This is a genomic window from Cohnella zeiphila, from assembly GCF_014212055.1.
In the GTDB taxonomy this organism is placed as follows: Bacteria; Bacillota; Bacilli; order Paenibacillales; family Paenibacillaceae; genus Cohnella; species Cohnella zeiphila.
Genome location: NZ_JACJVO010000045.1, coordinates 26,962 through 50,669 on the forward strand (window position 1 = coordinate 26,962; position 23,708 = coordinate 50,669).

The following is a 23,708-nucleotide window of genomic DNA, read 5'->3' on the forward strand; positions in this document are numbered from 1 at the left end:
CATGCATGGACCGCACGGAAGCCGGATCCCGGCGGAGCGTCTCCCCGGGCGAGGCTGAGCCCTGGTCGGAAAACTTGGACGACAATCTGGCGCGGATCCGCCGTTTGTTCGAAGGCAGCTCGGACTTCGTGATCCTGCCTTGGCGATACGGTCCCGATCTGGCCTTCCGATCCTGCTCCTTCTTCTATGACTCCCTGGTCCAGGAGAGACACCAGAACTATATGAAGTCGGTGCTGCAGGACCTGCTCACCCACGAAGTCGGGCCGGGCACCGAGCTTAAGATCGACGAGCTGGCCGCCTTCTTCGAACGGCGCGGCGTCTCCGCGGAACTGGCCCAAATGCGCTGCGATTTGCCTTCCGTCGCGGCCGACATCTCCGCCGGCCATGTCGTCGTCGCGTTCGACGGCTGGAACCGGGCGCTCAGCTTCAGCGCGCTGTCGGTCGAGAGCCGGCAAGTGGCGGAACCGACGAACGAGTCGGTCGTGCAGGGCCCGCACGAGAGCACCGTCGAGAATTTGCAAAAAAACCTCGGCCTGCTTCGTCTGCGGCTGCAATCGCCCAACTTCAAAATCGTCAGGAGCAACGGCGGCGGTGAATCGCAAACCCAATTCGCTTACGGTTTCATTGAAGGAAAGGTCGATCCCGGCCTTCTCGAAGAGTTTCGCGTCAGGTTGGAAAAGACCCGGAACATGGAAATTCTCGAGTCTTCCTATATCGAACAGCTGATCGAAGACTCCCCCCTATCCCCGTTTCCGCAGCACCGGTATACGGAACGGCCGGATACGGCGGTAGCGGCGATGCTGGACGGCAAGATCGCCGTGCTTGTCCAAGGAACCGGCAGCATCCTCCTCTGCCCGGGCAAATTCACGGAATTCTTCCAGTCCGGCGAAGATTATTACCAGCGTACGATCTTCTCGAGCATCATCCGCATCTTGCGAATCAACGCCTTCATCATCGCGCTGACGTTGCCGAGTCTGTATATCGCTTTGACGACTTACCATCCCGAGCTGATTCCGACCATCCTGCTGCTGGCCGTCATCGACGCGCGGGAAGGCATTCCGCTCCCCGCTTTTTTCGAGGCGCTGCTGATGGAGTTCTTCTTCGAGCTGTTGCGCGAGGCGGGGGTCCGGCTGCCGAAATCGATCGGTTCGGCGGTCAGCATCGTCGGGGCGCTCGTCATCGGGGACGCGGCGATCAGCGCCGGCATCGCGTCGCCGATCATGGTCGTCATCGTCGCGCTGACCGGGATCGCTTCGTTTACGATTCCTCAATACAATTTTGCGATCGCGCTTCGCATCCTGCGGTTTCCGCTCATGGTGTCGGCGGCGCTGCTCGGGGGGTTCGGGATGATGATCTGCTTTCTTCTCATCCTGCTCCATTTATGCTCGCTTCGCACCCTGGGGCAGCCCTATCTCGCTCCGCTCGCGCCGCTTCGGCTACGCCAGTTCAGGGATGTGGTGATTCGAGCGCCGCTCAGCCGTCTGCTGCGCAATCCCGTGAATCGGGGCCATCATCGCAGCGTCAAATAGCGCTTGCCCGCGCTGCGGTTCCGTCATGGCTTCCGTCTGCGCGGCTTCGGAGGTAACCATGAGAATCTGGACCGCCCGTCGCTTCCTGCTGTCCGCCCTCCTTCTGTCGCTTCCGGTCCTGTCCGGCTGCTGGAGCCAATTCGAGCTGCCCCAGCTCGGTTTCGTCATGGGAGTCGCGCTTGACGAAGGGGAAGACGGGAATATTGAGATGACGTCGCAAATCTATCGTCCCACGCCGTCCGGTACGAGCCAGGGCAAGTCGCGAACCGGCTCTATGTACGTCAATATCGTAACGAAGGATCTGTCGGTCGAAGAAGCGATCCGGGACATTCCGATCCATCTCGGACGCAAGGCGCAATGGAGCCACATGCGGATGATTCTGATCAGCGACCGGATAGCCGCGCACCGCAACATCGGAGAGCTGCTCGATATGTATTATCGCGACCACGAGCCTAGGCTGACCGCCGCCGTAGCCGTCACGCGGGGCAAAGCAGGCGAATACTTGGACAAGCACCCGCTTGTCGAGCAGACGACCAGTCAGCAGTTGCTGCGCGTGATGGAAACTTCTTACCACGACTCGGGCAAAACGGTCGAATCGAACCTTCTCTACATGGCCGAGCAAATGCTGAGCGGCAACGGCGACGCCGCGCTGCCCTATCTCTATGCGACGCAGGGCAAAGATACGTTCTCCACGGCCGGCGTCGCCTTGATCAAGAACGGCCGAATGATCGGGATTCTCGACTCCAAGCATACCGAAGGGCTGTTGATGCTTCGCAACAAGTACCAGTCCGGCATGCAGAATTTGCCTTGCTCCGGCCAGCCGAACCGGTCGGAAAGCGTCGAAATCCTGAAATTCTCCAGCCGGCTGAAAGTACATCTCTCCGAACGGCCCCGACTGCAGATGGATGCGTATGCGACGCTTGCGATCGGGGAGCTGAAATGCACGACGATTCAAAACAATCAGGACGAGCAAAAATTCATTCGGCGACTTCGTCAATCGTTGACGGACGAGATCATGGCGACATACGACCAGCTTCAACGGGAAAAAACCGACATTATCGGCGTGGGGCAGCGCGTTTACGCGGTGCAACCGGCGCTCTGGAGGAAGTGGAAGCCCGACTGGGAGAAGCGGTTCTCCGAGATTCCCCTTCAGATTCGGCTCCGACTGAAAATCGTCACGACAGGCACTTCCGAAGGCCGCCCGGCCGTGACCGGGAAAGGCTCCGAATGATTCAGGAGAAAAGGAGGGAGCCCCCTGGGCGCAAGACTGCTTCTGCTTGCCGTCGTATATGCCGCGATGCTGATCTTCCAGCGGCTTGTCACGCGAAGAATGGATTGGCGCGAAAAAACGGTGTACGCGTTCCTGCTCGCCTTTTCCGTCTATGAGGCCATCGATTACGCCGGCAATCTGGACTGGATGGAATTGTACGAGTGGAACGACTTGCTGTTCGCCGGACCGGCCCGGAGCATCGAGCGCTTCCTGTCCTACAAGCCGAAGTAAGGGAGGGAATGTTCCATGATGGAGAAGAAAGCGGCGGTACCGATTAGCGCCTTTCAGATGAGTCTCCTGCTCTTTGCCTTTATGACGGGCTCGGCGATCATCAACATTCCGGGGCCGATCATCAGCGAGGCTTTCGGAGGGGCCTGGATCTCCCTGCTCTTCTCCGGAGCGGCCGGGTTGCTCCTGCTCGGATGCCTGCTGTTCCTGCACCGGGCGGAGCCCGATCTCAGCTACGTCGAATGCAGCAAGAAAGCGCTCGGGACCGCCGTCACCTTTGCGTTGTCCGTCATGACGGTCCCCTTCCTGCTGCACATCGTAACCGGAATCGTCATCGATGTCGGACTGTTCATGAACAGCTCGATGCTGCGGGAGACGCCGAACACGGTGTTCAATCTGGCGATCTTCGCCATTGCGGCGCTGACCGCACGGGCCGGGATCGAAGTCATGGCCCGGATGTTCGCGCTTATCCTGATGCTGATCATTCCGCTTACGGTGATCGTTCTGGCGCTGGCCATTCCAAACTATCAATTCGCCAATCTGCTGCCCGTTTTCCCGTACGGGTGGCGGCCGATCTGGCATGGGGCATACTCCTCGTTCGGGTTCCCCTTCGAAGAGATCTTCGTGTTCGGCATGCTGCTGAAGTATACGCGGAAGGAGGATCGTACCTTTCTGGGGCGCTCTTTGGCCAAGGGGTTCTCTTCCTGCATTCTGTTCCTCATCCTGTCCACGCTGTGCACCCTGATGCTGTTCGGACCGCTCGCTCCAATCAAAAAATATTCGCTGTTCGAGCTGGCCCGGATCATCGAGGCGTTCGAAATCATCCAACGGATCGAATCGGTCATCGGCATGTCGCTTATCGCCGGCTCCTACATGAAGGAGTCCATCGCGCTGTTCGTACTGGCCCATTTCGTATCAGACCTGTTCAAACTGAAGGATGCCCGGGCGATTATGATGCCGCTGGCGTTAATCGGCTTCCTCAATTCGCTGGTATCCTACGACAGCAATACGGAGTGGATCGAGATCGTCAACGTCATGCATCCGCTCTGGGCATTCGGCGGGTTTACGCTGCCGCTGCTGCTGACTGCCGCTCTGATCGGAATCAAGCGGCGGCGGTCCGGCGCGCGGGCGTCCGGATCGGCCGATTCCTCAGGATAAGGCGGTTCCGGGCGGCAGTGTCAGTTCGCGGCGTCAGTTCGCCCACAGGACAAGCGATTGACGATCGGTCTCCGCTCCCAGTCCGCGCAGCTCGCGGCCGACCTCCGTCTCGAGCACCGGCGTTCCTTCTATGCGGTCGATCACGACTTTGACCAGCCCCTGCCGCTTCATGACCGAGACAAGCACGGAGCGAAGCATCGCCGCTTGCTCTCCGGGGGACGACTTCGGAGCGTCGCTCCCGTCCAGCCCATAAATTCGATGGCCGTTGTTCTCGATCCAGTAGACGCATCGATCGCCTTGCAGAACGAGATAATTGCCCGGCTTCCGGGCGAAGGAAGCTCCTTGGGCCGATGACGGCCAATCGGCGATCCAGCCGAACGGATTGGCCGGATCGGCCGCCGACAGCACGGTGGCGGCTTCGCTCCGCGCGCCGGCGGGCGAGCCCGCCACGGCTTCCGCCATCTCCCGCGTCGTGAACTGCAGCGACGGGTCGCCCGCCACATAGATGCCGCGCGAGACCGTTCCCCATTCCTCCAGCTGCTTCAGCACCGGATAAAAAGCGTCCCATCCGAACGGCGCGGCCTTGGCGACCAGCTCTTTGTTCACGAGCCCGAAGCTGTCCAGCAGATGGCGGGCCCAGCGAACCGCGGACGATTCGAGTCCGGTATCCGGAAGAACGTCTCCCGGCTCCGACTCCGTGACGGCTGTCGTCCCGCCGGCCAGCGAGCCGGTCCAATACCAGCGCCCGAAGCCCGAGCCGGTCCGGTCCGGCCCCTTGCGAGGCTTCGGCGCTTGCGAAAGCCGCAGCGGGGCGAACAGATCGTTCGAGACTGCGCCTTCCCACACCAGATCGAGCAGCTGCGGCAGCAGTTCCGACGGCGTCTTGCCCTCCTCGCGGGCGAGCGCCGTCAGGAAGCTGGCACCGCCGCTCCGCAGCCGTTCAAGCAGCTTCGGGTGCTTCGACGATTTCCCTTCGGCCGCGGCCGCGGCGATGCAAGGCCGGATCAGCTCCCGCGATTCCGCCAGAAAAAAAGCGACTTTTCCTTCTTTGTCCCCTTCTTCTTTTTTGCCCAGCCAGACGACTTCCCCCGAAGCGCACAGCTCGTCGAGATCTTCCTTGCGATAGCGGGTCATGCGCGAAGGCAGCAGAATCGTCTCCCAGTGGGAAAGCGGAAAGTACAGCCCTTGCAGCCGTTCCATCGCCGCGCGAAGCCCTTCCGGCCCTTGCGGCTGCTGCGTTCCTTGCAGCGCCGACTGAAGCTTGGCGATCTGCCCGCACCAACGGGTCGGCTCCGAGGCTTCCGCCGCGCCGCGCGCTTGGCTGATCGACAGCCGGACCACGCGGGACGCGATGGACGCGTCGGTCCAGATCCGCTCCTCCTCGTCGGCGGCGAACGGCGCCCGCACGATTCGGCCAGCAGCCAGCAGCCGCTCCGCGGCTTCGCGGGCCTGCGGCAGCGTCAGCGCCGGATACCGCTCGCACAGCTCGGGCTCGGTGAACGACAGCACGCGGCCGGCGTAGCGGCCGACGACGAACAGAACCGACTCCGCGTCGTCCGGAAACCGAGCGTAGATCGATCGCTCGTCCGCGCAAATCCACCGGTATTCCCCGTCCTCCGTCAGATCGGCCGGTACCGCGCGGCCCTTTTCCCTCAGTTCTTCCAGCCACGCCAAAGCCGGGGCGCCGGCCAGCCGGGCCAGCTCGTCGGCGGTCATATCTCCTCTCGTTTTGAGCAGTCGGTACAACCCTTCGGCGTTCTCCGGCAGCCGCTCCGGCTCGTCCAGCATTCGGCGCTGCTCTTCGACGGCCTCCGGCCGGACGCCCGGTACGCCGTCCGGGCCGAACACTTGAACGGCCAGCTCCTTGCTGACGTTCAGGAGGCGCAGCCGGACCGACTCGTCGACGCCGTCCCCCTCGTAGACCCGCATATTGACGTAGTCCGCGAGGAACTGGGCGGCGAACGGAGACGGATGCGGCGTCTCCCGAATATCCAGCGCAATCTCGCCGCCCTGAATCCGCTCCAGCGTTTTTTTGAGCCCTTCGTAGTCCAGGTAATCGTACAGGCATTCCTTCATCGCTTCGCGAAGCAAGGGGAACCTCTCCGCATAAGGCATGGCGCCGCGCAGCAGCTCTTCGCCCCGCAGCCGCTTCTGCCAGAGCGGCGTCCGGCGGAAGCTCCGGGAGAGCAGCAGCGACGTCTCGGCGATGCGGCGGAACGCCAGCGCCAGCAGCGGCGAGCCGGAGATCGCCTCGGTCAGCAGCGACTCCAGATTGGAGGGCGTCACCTGCCGAATCGCTTCCAGCCACGATTCGTCCCATTCCGGAAGGACGAGCTCGATGCCGTTGTCCTTCGCATTGCCGTACAGCCGATAAGGAAGCCGCGTCTCGAACTGCCGCTCGATCGCCAGCAGCCAGGCGCGGTTCACCCGGCGGCCGCAATAGTTGTGGAGAATCACGTGCGTCTGGTTCATGACGTCCTTGTACGTCTCGACCAGCATGCGGCGATCGGTCGGGAGGCCGCAGAACCGCTGCTGGGAGGAGATCCAGTCGACCAGCTGCCCGCCGGCTTGCCGCTCCATCCCGCAGGCGTCGCCCAGCCAAGCGATCGTCTCCTCCCTCGCTTGAAGCGACGCCTCGTCCCCTTCCTCCGTCTCCGACAGCCCGAGCCGCTCGCCGAGCTCGCGGACGAACGCGCCGACTTTCTCGCCCAGCCCGTACGACCGTCCGCCCGCTTCGTTCCGCCAGAACGGCACCTCGCTGAACCGGTTGGCGGCCTCGGCGACGTACACCCGGTCCTGGCGAATCTCGCGGATCATCCAGGACCCGGAGCCGAGCTGGAACACGTCTCCGACCCGGCTCTCCTGGATGAATTCCTCGTCCAGCTCGCCCAGATGGACGCGGCTGTCGATATGATGAACCGGATAGTTGCCGCTCTGCGGAATCGTCCCCGCGCCGGTAACGGCCGCCATCGCCGAATTGCTTCGGGAGCGCAGCATGCCGTCCTCCCGGTTCCATTCGAGCAGCGGCTTCGCGAACGGGTACAGCCCCGAGAGCACGTCCAGCAGCTCGTCCAAGCGCGCGCGGGAAAAAAACGCGTAGCTGTCGCAGCGCGCCGTCAACCGGTAAAGCCGCTCCACCGGCCAATCGTCCGCCGCGACCATGCCGACGATCTGCTGCGCCAGCACGTCGAGCGGGCTGCGGGGAACCCGGATCTCCTCGATATCGCGCGCCGCGATCTGGCGGCTCAGCACCGCGATCTCCGGCAGCGGCCCGCGCGTGCGCGCCAGAATGACGCCGCGGCTCGCTTCGCCGACGGCGTGGCCGGCCCGGCCGAACCGCTGGATGCCGCTTGCGGCGCCCGTCGGAGAGTCGATCTGGATGACCAGATCGACATGGCCGACGTCGATGCCGAGCTCCAGCGACGACGTCGCCACGATGCAGCGCAGCTCGCCTGCCTTCAGCATGCGCTCGACTTCGAGCCGGCGCTCGCGCGACACGCTTCCGTGGTGCGGACGGGCCAGCTCGTAGCCGACGTGGTCATTGAGCCTCAGGCAAAGCCGTTCGCATAGCCTTCGGCTGTTCACGAAGACGATCGCCGAGCGGGTGCCGTCCAGAAGCTGCACGATCCGGTCGAGCAGCGGCTGCCAGACGGCTTCCCGGGTATGCGCGGGCCTGCTCTGGTCCGGCATCGTCACCGTCACGTCCAGCCGCTTGCTCATGCGGCTCTCGACGATGGCGACCGGCCGGGGCCGGTACCCGAGCGGATGCGGCTTGCCGGCATGGCGGCCGGCCTCTTCCTCGGCTTCCGCCGCTTCCGCTGCGCTCCGGCTCTCCTCGCCGCTACCGGTGCCATCCGCCTCCTCCGTCAGGATCCGGCTTGCACCGTCGCTTTTGGCGCTATCCGCTCCGCCAGCTCCTTCCGCTTTTTCGTCATCCGGCTTCGCGGCAGCGGAGCCCGCTTCCGGCTCCTCCCAGCCGCCGAGGAAGCGGGCGACCCGCTCCAGCGGCTTCTGCGTCGCCGACACGCCGATCCGCTGCACCGGCGTGCCGCACAGCTCGTCCAGCCGTTCGAGCGACAGCGCCAGATGCGCGCCGCGCTTGCCGCCGGCCAGGTCGTGAATCTCGTCCACGACCGTCTGGCGGACGGTCGCCAGCATCGCGCGCCCCTTCTCGGAACCGAGCAGCAGAAAAAGCGACTCCGGCGTCGTCACCAGCACGTCCGGCGGCCGCTTCAGCATCGCGCTTCGCTGGGACGACGTCGTGTCCCCGGTGCGAACGGCGCAGCGGATGCCGGGCCAGTTGCGGCCTCCGGCCGCCGCCAGGGCGTGCAGCTCTTCGACGAATCCGAGCACATGGTGATGGATATCGTTGTTCAGCGCTTTGAGCGGCGTGACATAGAGCACGCGGACGCCCGCTGCCGCCGTCGGCTCCGAGGCGATCCGATTCAGGCAGGGCAGCAGCGCCGCTAGCGTCTTGCCCGAGCCGGTCGGCGCCGCGATGAGCGTATGCCGGCCGGCGGCGATGAGCGGCCACGCCCGCGTCTGAACGTCGGTCGGATCGCCGAACGACGCCGTAAACCATTCGGCCAGCACGGGATGGAACGATTGCAGCAGGGATGAAGGCACGATGAATTCCTCCTTGTACGTTGGCCGGCCGGCGAGCGGGCCATGCGGCACGGTGCGGCACGCCGGCCCGTTGAACGGGCTTCGTTCCCGCCTCTCCTCGCCTACTCCGTGCCCCGCTCCGTCAACAGCCACTCCCCGGCGATGCCCGGCGTCGTCATCTGCACCGGATCGAGAATGACGTCCATCTCTTCCGGCGTCAGCAGATGACGCTCCAGGATGAGATCGCGGATCGGCGTGCCGGTCTTCAGCGCTTCCTTCACGAGCTGGGCCGCCACCTCATAGCCCAGGTGCGGATTCAGCGCGGTGACGATGCCGAAGCTGTCGTGCACGTAATCTGCGCAACGCTCGCGGTTCGCCTCCATTCCGTCGAGCGCGAAACGGACAAAAACGTCGACGGCGTTGCGGAGAATTTTGAGCGACTGCAGCAGGTTGAACGCGATGACCGGCCCCATGACGTTCAATTCGAACTGTCCGGCCTCGGAAGCGAGACAGATCGTGTGGTCGTTGCCGATCACCTGGAACGCGGTCTGATTGACCACTTCGGCCATGACCGGATTGACTTTGCCCGGCATGATCGACGAGCCCGGCTGGCGCGGAGGCAGATCAAGCTCGTTCAACCCGGCGCGCGGACCCGAAGCCATCAACCGGATGTCGTTGCAGATCTTCGACAAGTTGACCGCGCACACTTTGAGCGAGGCGGACAACTCCGTATAAGCGTCGGTGTTTTGCGTCGCGTCCACCAGGTTGGCGGCCGCATGCGCCGGAATGCCCAAATCTTCGGCGAGCAGAGAGACGACCTCGCGGATATAGGACGGCTTCGCGTTCAAGCCGGTGCCGACCGCCGTCGCGCCCATGTTGACCGCCAGCAGTTGTTCGGCGGCCCGGGCGATGCGGACGACGTCCCGCGCCGTTACCGCGGCGTAAGCGCCGAACGATTGGCCCATACGGATCGGAACCGCGTCCTGCAGATGGGTCCGGCCCATTTTGATCACTCCGTCAAACTTCGACGCCTTGGCCTCGAAACCCTCCCGCAGCCGCCCCAGCGTCTCCAGAAGCGACTTCGTCAGCCGGTGCGCGGCGATCCGGATGGCGGTCGGAATCGTATCGTTGGTCGACTGCGACATATTGACATGGTTGTTCGGACTGCAGTAGAAGTACTCGCCTTTCCGGTGCCCCAGATGCTCCAGCGCCCGGTTGGCCAGCACCTCGTTCATGTTCATGTTGATCGAAGTCCCCGCACCGCCTTGAATCGAATCGACGATGAACTGCGAAGCGAGCGCGCCGCCCGCCACTTCCTCGGCCGCTTTGACGATCGCCTCTCCGATCGGCGCCCGAAGCATCTTCGTCTTCATGTTCGCCAGAGCGGCGGCCCGTTTCACGTGAGCGAGAGCCCAGATCAGCTCCTGGTGGACCGGCACGCCGGTAATCGGAAAATTCTCCATCGCCCGCAGCGTCTGAACGCCGTAATAAGCGTCGGCGGGAACTTGTTTTTCGCCGAGGAAATCTTTTTCCGTCCGATAGTCCATTCGTCATCCTCCTCTTCGGCAATTCCGGTTCAACAAACTAGTATGCCCCAAAAGGCGGGAAAAAGCTGGGATGCCCGAAACGAAAAAGCCGCCCTCCGTAAGCGATCGGCTCCGGGGGCGGCTGTCTCGTCAAAGGGCCGGCATCGGCGCCGGACGGGCGCAGGTGCTCTTCATCTCGTAATGTTTTCCCTCGCGGGAAGCGTCGTGGAAGCCGTGCATCGCCTCCAGCACGTGGTAGGCCATGTCTCCGTGGGCGCGATGCTCGCGTTCTTCGGCGATGGCGGCCGCCAGGTCGGCGACGCCGATGCCGCGGTTGTTGTCCGTGTTGCCGTGCGTCAGCGCAATCTCCTGCCACTCCTGGGAGCCGGCTTTTCTCAGCCGAACGACGCCGCCGAACGTATTCGGATCGGGAACGATGAGCGTCCCTTCCGTGCCTTGGATCTCGATGTTCGGCATCGAGGTGCCGGCCGGCGCGTCGAAGCTCGTGATCAGCGTGGCGACCGCGCCGTCCGCAAAGTCAAGCACCCCGGAAATGTGGGTCGGGATCTCGACCGGAATTTTCTGGCCCTGCTTCTTGCCGCTTCCGATCGTCCGCTCGGAATGCGTAATGACGGCCGAACCGGTCACCCGGCGAATCGGACCGAGGAGCGACACCAGCGCCGTCAAATAGTAAGGACCCATGTCGAACATCGGTCCGCCGCCGACTTGGTAGAAGAATTCCGGATCGGGATGCCAGGGTTCGGGGCCTCCGCCCATCATAAAGCCCGAAGCGGCGACCGGCTTGCCGATGGCCCCGTCGTCGATCAGCTTCCGGCACGTCTGAAGGCCGCCGCCAAGGAACGTTTCCGGCGCAGAGGCGACGCGCAGCCCTTTCTCGCGGGCGACCGCCAGCAGCTCCGCCGCTTCCTCGCGCGTTACCGCCAGCGGCTTCTCCACGTAAACGTGCTTGCCCGCTTTCACGGCGGCCAAACAGACCGGGCCGTGAGCCTTCGGAATCGTCAGGTTGACGACGATGTCGATCTCCGGATCGGCGAGCAGCTGGTCCACCGTATAAGCTTTGGACAGACCGAACTCCTTCGCTCTCGCTTGCGCCCGCTCCAGATCGAGGTCCGCAGCCGCGACGAGCTCCACTTCCGGGTATTTGCTCAGATTTTGAAAATAAATGCTGCTGATGTTGCCGCAACCGACGATGCCGACTTTGCTCCGTTTCATCGTATCCATCCTTCTTCATCAATTGTTGATGATACCGCTTTTTTATCATAGTCCGACACCCTGCGGTAATCAATGAACATTGTTTATGCTAATTTGGCTTTACGAAAAACCGCCAAGGAAACGCAAGTTTCCCCGGCGGCCTCATCAAGCAAAGTGTTGGATCGTGGCGACGGTCGGGTCCGGCAAGCGAAAAATGCCGGATTCCGCCGCTTCACGTGAAACATCCGAAGGCGGGCGGGCCGGCTCGCCCGGTCAGAACGCCAGCGCCAAGTAGCTGAGCGACCCCATCTCGTAGCTGCGGTGAACCTCCTCGGCGACGGACGCCGGATCCGCGCTTCCGAACGCCAGCAGCAGCGGCACGAAGTGTTCCGGTCTCGGAACGGCCGCCTTTGCGTTCGGCGCCAGCTCTTCGTAGCGGAACAGCTCATCCAGCTCCTTGGCGCGAATCCGCGCGACCAGCCAGTCGTCGAACGCGATCGCCCACGGATCGGGACGGTCCGCCCTCGGATTGAGGGCGCGGAAGTTATGGACCGTCGCGCCGCTGCCGATGACAAGCACGTCCTCGCCGTCCAGTCCGCGCAGCGCCGTTCCGATGCGGAACTGTTCGGAAGCCGGCAGGAACGGATGGACGGAAATCTGGACGACCGGGATGTCCGCTTCCGGGAACATTCGGCTCAGCACGACCCAGGAGCCGTGATCCAGTCCGCGCCGCTCGTCGAAGCGGTGCGGTATGCCGGCGGCGGCGAACCGCTCTCCGACCCGCCGCGCCAGCTCGGGCGAGCCGGGTGCCGGATAGCGGATCCGGTATAGTTCGTCCGGGAAACCGCCGAAGTCATAGATGGTGTCGTACGTCCCGCTCACGGACGAGATCGCCGTCGTTTCGCTCTCCCAATGGGCGGTAAAGATCACGATGGCCTTAGGCTTCACTTTCTTGCCGTAATCGGCCAGAAATTCCGTACACGCGCTGTCCTGAACGGCCATCATCGGCGAACCGTGGCCAACGAACAAAGGCGAGATCATGTCGGCGCATCCCCTTTTTGATCAAATGTAAGTTACTTTTTGTAATTAACTATATATCTTTATGGAAGATTCGTCAATCGCCGCTCCCCCCATCTTTGTTGACAATCCGGGCGGCTTTTCCCTATAATTTCGGCGAGCATTCATGTCACGGATGAAGAAGGGGAATCGCTCTTGTCTCCTCGGACGAAGCAACAAAACGAAGAAATCCGCAAGCAGCGGAAACGGGAAATCCTCCAGGCGGCCGTCCGCGTCTACGCCGAGAAAGGCTACGCCGCCTCCGACATGGGCGAGATCGCCGATCGGGCCGGACTTTCTCACGGCCTCGTTTACTATTATTTCAAAAATAAAAAAACGTTGTTCCGCGAGCTTTACGAGACGATGAACGACGAGTCGGAAAAGTTCACGAGAAGCTACTTCGAACAGGACAAGCCTGCATTCGGGCTGTTTCAGACGTATGCGCGCCTCTTATGCGAAGGAGTGCTGAAAAATCCGGCCATTCCCCGCTTTCATATGAGGATCAGCCTGGATCTGCACCATCTGTACAGTCCCGAGGAATTCTCCCCTTTCGAATGGGCGCGGAACTTCCTGCAGCCGATGGCCTGCGCCATCGAGAAGGCCGCCGCCCGAGGCGAAATTCCGGCGGGAGACGCCGGCTTGGCTGCCATGCAATTCTGGGGGTCGGTCTCCCAGGGCATGAACTATCTCGACCAGATGCAGCAGGATCTAGACGCGCAAGGAACTCCGGAGGCAGATCGGAAACGACGGCTGGATGAGGCGCTGAATCAAGTGGTGGAATCGTCCGTCGCTTTGCTTCGGCCTCAATAATTTTTTTTGGCTTTAAGTTGACTTTTAACTCAATCAAAAATAAGATGGCGATGAGGAGCGTGATGTCGTTCATGTTGGCGGAAATGGATCAGCGGACTTTCGATTCGCTGCCGGATGCGGAGCTTTGGCTCGTTTGCTCGGAGCCGGCGGTTCGCCGGATTCGCGCCGGCACGTCCGGCGAGAGAGCCCGAATGCTCTCCGGGCTGGGCGCGGGTGAGCGGGCTCTGTTCGGGTTCCGGCTGCTTACCCTGCCTTTCGTTCGGAAGCCGACTTCGAAGCCTGGATGATCTACTTGCTGGAGTAGCCCGGATACTGGAAAAGCGCGGTGGACGGGCTGCGGTTTTTCGAAGAGTCGGGCTTGACGACGCTGCTTGAAGAGACGAAGCGGTGTCTGGAAGCTAAGGGGTTGCACTTGGAATCCGGCGGAGAATACCGGCTGAGGCTGCGGCAGCTGTTCGAACGGTTTCAAAACGGCTTTGCCGCCGGCTCGGAACGGGTCTCCGGGTCGATTCGCTTCGATCCGGCGTCTTTCGTACGGATTACTGCCTAAAAAGGAGACTGTCTTCAAATGGCAAGCATTCGCCAGGAAATTCGAATCGATGCTCCGCCCGAGCGCGTATGGGATGCCGTTCGCGACGTCGGCGCGGTGCATCGGCGGCTTGTTCCCGTTTATACGGCGGACACTCGCATGGAAGGGCACGAGCGGATTCTCATTCTGTCGAATGGAGACACGGTTCGCGAATCTATCGTGGACATCGACGACCAGTCGCGGCGGATGGCCTATGCCGTGAAGGAGTCGCGCACGCCGCTTATGCACCATCACGCATCGTTCCAGGTTTTGGACGGAAGCGATGGCGGAAGCCTGCTCGTCTGGATCACCGACTTTCTGCCTGATGAGCTGGCTCCCGAAATCCGGCTGCGGGTCCGGCGCGGGGCATCCATCATGAAAGAGACGATCGAAGCGGCGGAAAGAACGGCTTAGATCGAACATTCCCTTGCAGGCTGGTTCCATGAGATGGTAGCATGAGCCCAAAACGTGGAATGAGGGAAAAACGTGAACCATTACCGCGACGCGAACCGCTTGAATTGGAACGATCGGACGGCCGTGCATGCGAAGTCGGCTTTTTATGGGATGGACGATTTCCTGGCCGGGAAAAACTCCCTGTCGGAGCTGGAACTCTCCGAGGTCGGGGACGTATCGGGACGATCGCTGCTGCATTTGCAATGCCACTTCGGCATGGACTCGCTGTCTTGGGCGCGTTTGGGCGCACGCGTGACGGGAGTGGACTTTTCCGATCGAGCGATCGGGCTGGCCGAGTCGTTGAACGAGCGGTTGGGGCTGGGCGCCCGCTTCCTGTGCTCGGACCTCTACAATGCCCGGGAAGCGCTCCAAGGCGAGCTGTTCGACATCGTTTATACGTCTTACGGCGTGCTGTGCTGGCTGCCGGACTTGACCCGCTGGGCGGAGTTGATCGGCGCCTCCCTGAAGCCGGGAGGGACGTTCTACATGGCGGAGATGCACCCGATTACTTTTATGTATGAAGCGGCGGACGGACGCTTGGCGTTGGGCGATTCGTATTTCGACAAGGAAGCGCATTGTTACCAGTCCGCCACTACCTATACCGGAGACGGAGAAGAGCTGGCCCACCCCGTCTCCTATCAATGGCAGCACACGCTGGGCGAAATCGTCAGCGCGCTCGCCGGGGCGGGACTCACGCTCGAGTTCCTGCACGAGTTCCCGTTCGCGGTCTACCATCAATTCCCGGGCCTCATGGTTCAGGACGACCGGGGACGTTGGCGAATGAAAGACGGCGACCGCATGCCTCTTCTCTTCTCCGTCAAGGCGACAAAGCGATAAAGCCGAAATCGCCGGGCCGAGTTAGTCTCAAAACGCAATAGCTCGCACCGATTCGCGGCTCAAAGGCCAGAATTAGTCTCATATCGCAATAACTTGCCTCCAAAAGATGTAAAAAAGGACCTCAAACCCACGTTGCGGTGGTGTTTGAGGTCCTTTCGACGATCGGCATTTACGCGCGGCTCGGCTGCCGGGCGCGATCGGCGTCCGCTCCGACGCGGGCTCGCTGTAAGCGGAGCGCGTTGAGCACGACCGATACCGAGCTGAGCGCCATCGCGGCGCCGGCCAGCCAGGGCGCGAGCAGGCCGCTCGCGGCGATCGGGATGCCGACGACGTTGTAGGCGAGCGCCCAGAACAGGTTCTGGCGGATGTTGCGCATCGTCTTCCGGCTCAGCCCGATCGCGTCGGCGATCCCGTTCAGATCGCCGCGCATGAGCGTCACGTCCGCCGTCTCCAGCGCCACGTCGGCACCCGTGCCGACCGCCATGCCGATGTCGGCCGTCGCCAACGCCGGAGCGTCGTTGATGCCGTCGCCGACCATGGCGACTTTGCGCCCCGCCTCCTGCAGCTTCTTCACCTCGGCGGCCTTCCCCTCCGGCAGCACTTCCGCCAGGACATGCTGGATCCCGGCCGCCCGAGCGATCGCCCGGGCGGTCCGCTCGTTGTCTCCGGTCATCATGATCACCTGGAGACCAAGCCTTTGAAGCCGCTCCACCGCCTGCCGCGACGATTCCTTGATCGTATCGGCTACGGCGACCAGAGCTGCATACCTCCCGTCCGCCGCAACGAGCATCGCCGTCTTGCCCTGCTCCTCCAGACGGCCCATCTCCCGCAGCGCCTCTTCCGGCACGGATACGTCACGGCTGTCCATCAGCCGCCGCGTGCCGACGAGCAGCTCGCGGCCTTCCACCGTCGCCCGGACGCCGAAGCCCGGAACGGCTTCGAACGAGTCCGGCTCACTCGGCGCGACACCCCTCTCGCGCAAGCCTTGGACGATCGCTTCGGCGAGCGGATGCTCGGAGCCGCGTTCGGCGGAAGCGATCCAGCGCAGCAGAGACGATTCCTCGCCTGACCAGTCCGCGGACACCTTAAGATCGGTCAGCGACGGCGCGCCGTTCGTCACGGTGCCGGTCTTGTCGAGCACGATCGTGTCGACCGATTGGGTCGTCTCCAAATACTCGCCGCCCTTGAACAGAACGCCCAGCTCCGCGGAGCGGCCGGAACCGGCCATGATCGACGTCGGCGTCGCCAGTCCGAGCGCACAGGGGCAAGCGATGACAAGCACCGCGATCGCCTTCTCCAGCGCGCCGGCGAACTGTCCGGCATCCAGCGCGAAAAACCAGAGCAGGAACGTCAGGACGGCGATGCCGACGACGATCGGGACGAAAATGCCCGAGATCTTGTCCGCCACGCGCTGGATCGGCGCCTTCGAGCCTTGCGCCTGCTCGACGACGCGAATGATCTGCGCCAGCGCCGTATCCTTGCCGATCCGCGTCGCCTTGACGCGCAGCGTGCCGTTCTTGTTCAGCGTGGCGCCGAACACGGCGTCGCCCGGCCGCTTGCCGACCGGCAAGCTCTCGCCGGTCAGCATCGACTCGTCGACGGACGACTCGCCGCCGACGACTTCGCCGTCGACCGGCACCTTCTCGCCCGGCTTGACGAGGCACACGTCGCCGACGGCGACCTGTTCCAGCGGGATGCCGGCTTCGCTGCCGTCTTCCCGGATGACAAGCGCCGTCTTCGCCTGCAGCTTCATCAGCGAGCGGATCGCTTCCGACGAGCGGCCTTTGGCCAGCGCCTCGAACAGCTTGCCGAGCAGAATCAGCGTAATGAGCACGGCGCTCGTCTCGAAATACAGATCGACCCGCATCCCGTGCATGCCGCCGCCGGCCGTGCGAATTGTCTGATACAAGCTGTAGAAGTAAGCGGCGGACGTGCCGAGCGCGACGAGCACGTCCATGTTCGCGCTGCCGTTGCGGAGCGCCTTGTAGGCTCCTTCATAGAAACGGGCACCGATGACGAACTGGACCGGCGTCGCCAGCGCCAGCTGGAACCACGGATTCATGAACAGCTCCGGCACCCAGATCCAGGACGTAAACGAGAAATGGCCCACCATCGCCCACAGCAGAGGGAACGCCAGAATCGCCGAGGCGATCAGCTTGTTCCGTTGGCGAGCGATCTCCTTCCGCCTCTTCTCGCCGCTATCCGCCTGCTCTGTCTTCCGCTCGGCCCGGTAGCCGAGCTGCTCGACCTTGCGGATCAAATCGCCGACCGTCGCGCTTCCGTCCGGGGCGAGCGCCACGCGCGCCGTCTCGAGCGCCAGGTTGACGTTCGCGCTGGCGACGCCCGGCATCCGGCTCAAGCCTTTCTCGATGCGATTCGCGCACGCCGCGCACGTCATGCCGCCGATGTTCAAATCCACGTTTTGTTCAAGTTGTTCCATGGAACCCGCCGATTCGCTCATGTCGTCACCTTCCGTTCTATTTCAATCATACCCCCATAGGGTATGCATCGGGGTAAAAAAAGGGAGCCTCCGCAACGGGATGGCTCCTCGAGCCCGTTACACTACGTCGTACCCTTGCTCCTCGATCGCATCCTTGATCGCGGCGAGGCTGATCTTCGACTCGTCGAACGAGATATCGACCGAATGGGACGCCAGGTTGACCTTCGCGGCCGCACCCAGTTTGCCGACGGCGCCTTCGACCGAATTGACGCAATGGCCGCAGGACATGCCTTCTACCTTCAACGTTATATTTTGCATCGAACGTCCCTCCCATGAATTATTTCATCAATTTGTTGACGGTGACCAGCAGCTCGTCGATCACTTCGTTTTCTCCCGCCTGGATCCTCTCCACGATACAGCTCTTCATATGCCCTTCCAGCAGCAGTCGGCCGACGCTGTTCAGTGCGGATTGGGCGGCGGCAATCTGATTGAGGACGTCGTCGCAATACGTGTCCTTCTCGATCAGCCCCTTGATCCCGCGAATCTGGCCTTCGATTCGGTTCAACCGGGAGAGCAGGTTCGCCTTCGTCTTATCCGAATGGTGGCTCTTCCTCTCCATGCCGCCCGAAGAGCAGTTGTCATGGGCATCCGCCGCGGCGTGTCCCGTGCTCGTCGTCATTTCCATGCATGATCACCTCACGAATTCATCATAATATACCCCCATAGGGTATGTCAACACCAAAATTTCCGATGGTCCCGCAAATTACCTGAACAGGCTTCGAAGCGAAACGACGCTTGATGGGGCCATCTTAATCTCTTTCGTAAATCGATCCGGACCGGCTGGCGAAAAACTCTGCATACACCTTTTCCGCGTAGGCGTCCGTCATTCCCGAGATATAATCGGCCGCCAGCCGCTTCCAAGGCCAATGATCCTTCTGGCGCTCGTAGCTGGCCAGCCAGTCCGGGGGGATGATCAGACTGCCGGTCTCGTAGGATTTGAAGCTTTCCCAGAGACGGCGGACCATGATCTCGCTGCGCTTATGAAGCCGCTGCACCCGAAAATCTTTGATCAGCGTCACCCATGCCAGCTTCTTTAATATTTCCATTGTGCGTACGAGCTCCAGATCCTCCTGCCCTTCGCGCACGAACGTGACCCGCTTCCAGCCGCCCTCCGGATCGTCGATGATGCCGACTTCGTTCGCGTACCGGCCAACCCACCGGGCTTTGAGCTCGCGTCTCGTCCGGGATGGCTCGTAGCCGCATTCGGCGTAGATCCGCTTCCACTGCTCCACGAATTCGCGCAGCGTCCGCTTGACCGTCTCTTTCCTATCGACCTTTTCCCAATTCATCCCGGTGCTGCTCGGATCGTCCTCGATCTCCCGGATCAAATTCCCGACCAGCCGTTCGTCTTCGAAAAGGGCGCTGCCCATCTGGATCTTCCCGGCGCGGATGCCGTCCTCCAGATCATGCGTGGAATAAGCGATGTCGTCGCAAAGGTCCATCAATTGCGCCTCGAGCGTCGCCCGCTCGGCCGGCATTCCCCATAACTGACGCAAATAGTCGATCGCTTCCCATTCGCGGGCGAACACGCCCTTCATCCGGCCCGGCTCGTCGATGCAAAACGGGTATTTGTTGATCGCGAGCAGCACCGCCGCCGTCAGGTCGAGCCCCCGGTCGCTTCCGGCGCGCTTCTCGAGGAACATCAGGATGCGGAAGTTTTGGGCGTTGCCCTCGTACTTCATTCCGTCCTCCGCCGTCAGCAATTGATTGAGAACTTCCTCCCCCTTGTGGCCGAACGGAGGATGGCCCAAATCGTGCGCCAAGGCGGCTACTTCCACCACCTCGGGGTCGATCGTCAGCCCCGGATGCTCTCTGCGGGCCAAGAACGGCACGTTTTTGTTCAACCGGCGGGCGACTTCCCGCGCGATCTGGGATACTTCGAGCGAATGGGTCAACCTCGTCCGGTAATAGTCGCCCGACCCCGCGCCGAACACTTGCGACTTGCCCTGCAGCCGCCGGAAGGCGGGGGACTGGATCAGTCTGGCGTAATCTTTCTCGTATTCGTCCCGGTCTTCGCCGGAATGGATGTTCTCCGTATCGTACAATCGAATTTTCCGTACGTTCGTCTCCGCCATGTCCGCCACCTCGATCTCAAAAAACCGTTTCTCGTTATTGTACGAATTTTGCTCCAAAAAGAAAACCGCCGGACGACCGGCGGTTCCCCCATGCGCCGAAATGTTCGGGCGCGGACTCACAAATACTTCATCAGCGTGCCTTCGACATGCCGAAGATGGCGCTTCATGCTGAGCGCCGCCCGTCCGGCGTCTCCGCGCGCGACGGCGTCATAGATCGCCTTGTGCTCGCGAAGCAGCCGGCTGGCGACGGAACGGTTCGCGTACAGCTGAACCCGGCGCACCTCGCGGATCGCTTGCTCCATCGGCGTCATGATCGAGTCGAACAGCCGGCTCATCATGCCGTTGTGGGTCGCTCCGACGAGCGCCTGGTGGAACGCCACGTCCGTGCGTTCCCCTTCGAGGTCGTCGCCGACGCTCCGCTCCATCCGTCTCACGATGTCCTCAAGCGTCCTCAGATCGGCTTCCGTCCTTTTCTCGGCGGCGAGCGAGGCAATCGATACCTCAAGCGACTGGCGCACTTCGATCAGCTCCAGCAGCGTCTCGCGGTTGACGCGAAGCGATTCGAGCTCGGGAGCCGCCCCTTCCGCCGGATGGCTCCGGATGACGGTGCAGCCGCCCCCCTGGCGAATCTCGATCAATCCCATCGCCTTCAGCGCGCTGAGCGCCTCGCGCGTCGTCGAACGGCCGACGCCGAACCGTTCCGACAGCTCTTTCGTCGAAGGCAGCTTGTCGCCGACCTGGAGCTGTCCGTCCAGAATCCGGCGCTTCAGCTGCTCCGTGATCTCCTCGTAATGGTTCCGCTTGGTGAGCGGGGTTAGCTCCATGCCACCGGCTCCTTCCTTCCTGCCTGTCAGCCGACGATCAGCGCGTAGACGATGCCCGGTCCGTGCACGCCGATCGTCAGGTCGTTCTCGATATCCGAAGAACGGCTCGGTCCGGAAATAAAGTGCGCGCCCGCGGGCAAATTTTCGCGGCCGGCCCGGTCGAGCTCGGCCAGCGGCTCGCCCATCTTCGTCTTCAGCCGGCCGACCGGGATGATAATCATGAGCACCGTCGGCAGCAGCGACACCGAGCGTCCCTTGTCCTTCGAGGACAGGACCGTTACCGTGCCGGTGTAGGCCGCCGCATAATCGGCCATGACGACGCCGAAGTCGGCTTCGGCCGAGCGGGCTTTCCAATGGACGTCGGCATCGGTATTCCAGACCGACACCTCCGCCTCCGGAAGCGCGCCCTCCAGGTCCAGCGCGGCCAGCTCCGGCTCGTTCTGCCGGATCAGGTAATGCGCGCCCATTTCCTTGGCCTTGTCCGTTATGAACTTGCGGACGGCGTCCATGTCGGCCAGCCGCGCCGGATGCCCGCCGACGCTCTGCCAGTTGCTCATGAACTTCTCGATCCGCTCCTCCGGCGTCAGCTCGAACGCGTTCCAGAAGTCGGGCGCGCCGCGCAGCGGGTGCGCCGGAGCCTCCGTCACGCGCGGCCGCTTCAGCTTGCGCGCGATGCCGTCCATGAACGACGCCTGCTTGGCGCGGGACGCGGCTTCCATCTGCTCCAGCCATTGCCGATGCTCTTGCGCTGCGTCACCCATGTCCGTGTCCTCCTCCTTGGCCGGCGTTTCCGCGGTTTTTCACGGCCGCTTCCATCCGGGCTCGAATGTCCGGGCTCATCTCCTTCAAGCCTTCCCGAATTTCCTGATCGAGCGTCGCGAAGCTCTGCCGGAACGTATGCTTGGGAAGGCTTGGCGTCACCCGATAGCTGTTCCAGCCTTTGAGCGGCCCGAGCTTCGTGCGGATGCCTCCGTCGCGCACGACCAGCTTCTGGCCGAGCTGGCCCATCTTGAGCGCGGCGCGGAACCGCTTCGCATTGCCCATCACGGCGGCGAAGCCTTTCATGCCTGCGCCTTCGAGCTTGTTGCCGTGTCCCTTCTCGACCTTGCGCCTCCGCAGGTAGATCAGCATGTCGTGCAGCGGGATTTTCACCGGACACGCCTCGTAGCAGGCGCCGCACAAGCTGGACGCGTTGGCGATATCGTCCCACTCCGCGACGTTCTTGTTCAGCGCCGGCGTCAGCACCGCGCCGATCGGGCCGCTGTACGTCCCGCCGTAGGCATGGCCGCCGATGTGACGGTAGACCGGGCACGCGTTCAGGCAAGCGCCGCAGCGGATGCAGTTGAGCAGCTCCTGAAACTCCGGATCGCCGAGCTGCAGCGAACGCCCGTTGTCGACGATGATGATGTGCATCTCGTCCGGGCCGTCCGCGTCCTCCGTCCGCCGGGGACCGGTAATCGCGGACATGTACATCGTCATCCGCTGGCCGGTCGCCGAGCGCGGCAGCAGCGTCGCCATCACTTCGAGGTCCCGGAACGAGGGGATGATTCGCTCCATGCCCATCAGCGTAATTTGCGTTTTCGGAAGCGTCGTTACCATTCGGGCGTTGCCTTCGTTCTCGAACAGCACCATTGAGCCGGTCTCGGCGATCGCGAAGTTGCAGCCGGTCATGCCGATGTCGGCTTCGAGGAAGTTCTCGCGCAGCTTTTTGCGGACGAAGCCGGCCAGTACCGTCGTGTCCGCTTCCAGCTTCTCGCCCGCCACCTCGGACAGCAGGTCGGCGATCTGGTAACGGTTCTTGTGAATCGCCGGAATGACGATATGGGAGGGCGTCTCGCCGGCGAGCTGGATGATGTATTCGCCTAGGTCGGTCTCGATCGCCTCGACCCCGATTCCTTCCAGCGCATGGTTCAGGTGAAGCTCCTCGGACACCATCGACTTCGATTTGACGACCGTCTTCGCTTGCTTGCGACGCGCGACCTCCAATGCGATCTTCACCGCATCGGCCCCCGTATCGGCAAAATGCACGTGAACCCCGTTGGCGCGGGCATTTTCCACGAACAAGTTCAAGTAGTAATCCAGATGGGCGATCGTATGCAGCCGGATCTGCCTTCCACGCTCCCGCCATTCGTCCCAATTGCCGTGCTCCGCGGAAGCGTTCTTCTTCCCGTTGCGGAGCCGTTCGGTCGTAAACTTGACCGCCTTGCGCAGAAATTCGTCGTTCAGGGCGAGCTCCGCCCGCTCCTTGACCGTTCCTGCAGCCGTCTTCGCGCTCATGCCAGCTTCGCTCCTTCCGCCAGCAGCTCGGCCAGATGCATGACCCGCACCGACTCGCCTCTGTACCTCAGATTGCCCGCGATGTTCATCAGGCACGCCAAATCGAGCCCGACGAGCACTTCGGCTTCCGTCTCCTTCACGTGGTCGACTTTCTCCGATACCATCGCGCCCGAGATGTCCGCCATCTTCACCGCGAAGGTTCCGCCGAAACCGCAGCAGTCCTCGGCGAACGGCAGCGGCACGAACTCGAGGCCTTTGACGTTCTGCATCAAAGCCATCGGCTCGTCCTTGATGCCGAGCAGGCGGCTGCCGTGGCAGGACGGATGGTACGTCACCTTATGCGGGAACGACGCGCCGACGTCGGTGACGCCGAGCACACCCACGAGAAACTGCGTGAACTCGTACGATTTCGCCTGCAGCGCCTCCGCCTTGGCCCGCATGACCGGATCGTTCTCGAACAGCTTCGGATAATGGTGGATCATGCCGGTGCAAGAGCCGGACGGCGAAATGACGAAATCGCTGTCCTCGAATGCTTCCATGATCGTCCGCGCCGATTCGCGCGCCGCGTCCCAGTACCCGCTGTTGAAAGCCGGCTGGCCGCAGCACGTCTGCACGGTCGGAAAATCGAGGCGGACGCCGTACTTCGCCAAAATCCGCAACATCGCTTCTCCGACGCGAGGATAGATCGCATCGCTTAGACACGTGATGAACAGGCTTACTTTCATCGCGGTTCTCAACCCCATTCCTCGTTATCGATATAGTCTTATTATCAGGTTGTCA

General features: G+C 62.4%; 21 protein-coding genes. 9 read left to right on the top strand and 12 right to left on the bottom strand.

The window, feature by feature from the left end; all coding sequences use genetic code 11:
* The first annotated feature begins 5 nt into the window (after positions 1-5).
* From H7C18_RS30220 to H7C18_RS30235, 4 genes are all read left to right on the top strand, one after another.
* On the top strand, positions 6-1,529 hold the full coding sequence (locus H7C18_RS30220; RefSeq protein WP_185132851.1) for a spore germination protein: 1,524 nt from the start codon (positions 6-8) through the stop codon (positions 1,527-1,529).
* Positions 1,530-1,587: 58 nt separating this feature from the next.
* Positions 1,588-2,760 carry a Ger(x)C family spore germination protein gene (locus H7C18_RS30225; RefSeq protein WP_185132852.1) on the top strand — a complete coding sequence of 391 codons (1,173 nt, stop codon included), beginning with the start codon at positions 1,588-1,590 and terminating at the stop codon, positions 2,758-2,760.
* Between the two features lie 99 nt (positions 2,761-2,859).
* Positions 2,860-3,030: a hypothetical protein gene (locus tag H7C18_RS30230; protein ID WP_185132853.1), complete on the top strand. Its 171-nt coding sequence runs from the start codon at positions 2,860-2,862 to the stop codon at positions 3,028-3,030.
* A gap of 15 nt (positions 3,031-3,045) precedes the next feature.
* Positions 3,046-4,185, top strand: coding sequence for a GerAB/ArcD/ProY family transporter (locus tag H7C18_RS30235; protein WP_185132854.1), 1,140 nt, complete (start codon positions 3,046-3,048; stop codon positions 4,183-4,185).
* A gap of 33 nt (positions 4,186-4,218) precedes the next feature.
* On the opposite strand, the gene H7C18_RS30240 is transcribed toward H7C18_RS30235, so the two are convergent.
* The 4 genes from H7C18_RS30240 to H7C18_RS30255 form a co-directional block, all read right to left on the bottom strand.
* Entirely contained in the window at positions 4,219-8,811 is a 4,593-nt protein-coding gene (locus H7C18_RS30240; protein WP_185132855.1) for a DEAD/DEAH box helicase, read from the bottom strand.
* A gap of 101 nt (positions 8,812-8,912) precedes the next feature.
* Positions 8,913-10,337 (bottom strand): aspartate ammonia-lyase, encoded by a 1,425-nt coding sequence (gene aspA, locus H7C18_RS30245; protein ID WP_185132856.1) that lies wholly within the window; start codon positions 10,335-10,337, stop codon positions 8,913-8,915.
* 129 nt (positions 10,338-10,466) lie between these two features.
* On the bottom strand, positions 10,467-11,549 hold the full coding sequence (locus tag H7C18_RS30250; RefSeq protein WP_185132857.1) for a Gfo/Idh/MocA family protein: 1,083 nt from the start codon (positions 11,547-11,549) through the stop codon (positions 10,467-10,469).
* 252 nt (positions 11,550-11,801) lie between these two features.
* Positions 11,802-12,569, bottom strand: a complete 768-nt coding sequence (locus H7C18_RS30255) for a DODA-type extradiol aromatic ring-opening family dioxygenase (RefSeq protein WP_185132858.1) — start codon at positions 12,567-12,569, stop codon at positions 11,802-11,804.
* Between the two features lie 171 nt (positions 12,570-12,740).
* Here H7C18_RS30255 and H7C18_RS30260 point away from each other — a divergent pair, with 171 nt between their 5' ends.
* From H7C18_RS30260 to H7C18_RS30280, 5 genes are all read left to right on the top strand, one after another.
* Positions 12,741-13,394, top strand: coding sequence for a TetR/AcrR family transcriptional regulator (locus H7C18_RS30260; protein WP_185132859.1), 654 nt, complete (start codon positions 12,741-12,743; stop codon positions 13,392-13,394).
* A gap of 71 nt (positions 13,395-13,465) precedes the next feature.
* On the top strand, positions 13,466-13,681 hold the full coding sequence (locus tag H7C18_RS30265) for a hypothetical protein (protein WP_185132860.1): 216 nt from the start codon (positions 13,466-13,468) through the stop codon (positions 13,679-13,681).
* Positions 13,682-13,719: 38 nt separating this feature from the next.
* Positions 13,720-13,944, top strand: a complete 225-nt coding sequence (locus H7C18_RS30270; RefSeq protein WP_185132861.1) for a hypothetical protein — start codon at positions 13,720-13,722, stop codon at positions 13,942-13,944.
* An 18-nt stretch (positions 13,945-13,962) separates the two neighbouring features.
* Positions 13,963-14,376, top strand: coding sequence for an SRPBCC family protein (locus H7C18_RS30275; RefSeq protein WP_185132862.1), 414 nt, complete (start codon positions 13,963-13,965; stop codon positions 14,374-14,376).
* A 72-nt stretch (positions 14,377-14,448) separates the two neighbouring features.
* On the top strand, positions 14,449-15,252 hold the full coding sequence (locus H7C18_RS30280) for a methyltransferase domain-containing protein (protein WP_185132863.1): 804 nt from the start codon (positions 14,449-14,451) through the stop codon (positions 15,250-15,252).
* 169 nt (positions 15,253-15,421) lie between these two features.
* Here H7C18_RS30280 and H7C18_RS30285 read toward each other — a convergent pair whose 3' ends face one another.
* The 8 genes from H7C18_RS30285 to H7C18_RS30320 all read right to left on the bottom strand — a co-directional run bounded on the left by H7C18_RS30285 (position 15,422) and on the right by H7C18_RS30320 (position 23,653).
* Positions 15,422-17,713: a heavy metal translocating P-type ATPase gene (locus H7C18_RS30285; RefSeq protein ID WP_238358073.1), complete on the bottom strand. Its 2,292-nt coding sequence runs from the start codon at positions 17,711-17,713 to the stop codon at positions 15,422-15,424.
* A 96-nt stretch (positions 17,714-17,809) separates the two neighbouring features.
* Positions 17,810-18,010, bottom strand: a complete 201-nt coding sequence (gene copZ / locus H7C18_RS30290; protein WP_185132864.1) for a copper chaperone CopZ — start codon at positions 18,008-18,010, stop codon at positions 17,810-17,812.
* Positions 18,011-18,029: 19 nt separating this feature from the next.
* Positions 18,030-18,371 carry a metal-sensitive transcriptional regulator gene (locus H7C18_RS30295; protein ID WP_420481894.1) on the bottom strand — a complete coding sequence of 114 codons (342 nt, stop codon included), beginning with the start codon at positions 18,369-18,371 and terminating at the stop codon, positions 18,030-18,032.
* Between the two features lie 130 nt (positions 18,372-18,501).
* The gene (locus H7C18_RS30300; RefSeq protein ID WP_185132900.1) at positions 18,502-19,827 is read right to left on the bottom strand and encodes a deoxyguanosinetriphosphate triphosphohydrolase family protein; all 1,326 of its coding nucleotides are present in this window, start codon (positions 19,825-19,827) and stop codon (positions 18,502-18,504) included.
* Positions 19,828-19,943: 116 nt separating this feature from the next.
* A complete protein-coding gene (locus H7C18_RS30305; protein WP_185132865.1) occupies positions 19,944-20,651 on the bottom strand; it encodes a FadR/GntR family transcriptional regulator in 708 nt (235 codons plus the stop codon).
* A gap of 26 nt (positions 20,652-20,677) precedes the next feature.
* A complete protein-coding gene (locus tag H7C18_RS30310; protein ID WP_185132866.1) occupies positions 20,678-21,412 on the bottom strand; it encodes a LutC/YkgG family protein in 735 nt (244 codons plus the stop codon).
* Positions 21,405-22,928, bottom strand: a complete 1,524-nt coding sequence (locus H7C18_RS30315; protein WP_185132867.1) for a LutB/LldF family L-lactate oxidation iron-sulfur protein — start codon at positions 22,926-22,928, stop codon at positions 21,405-21,407. Before H7C18_RS30315 ends, H7C18_RS30310 begins: the two co-directional genes overlap by 8 nt.
* Entirely contained in the window at positions 22,925-23,653 is a 729-nt protein-coding gene (locus H7C18_RS30320; protein WP_185132901.1) for a (Fe-S)-binding protein, read from the bottom strand. The genes H7C18_RS30315 and H7C18_RS30320 overlap by 4 nt, the downstream gene beginning before the upstream one ends.
* Between the last annotated feature and the right edge of the window lie 55 nt (positions 23,654-23,708).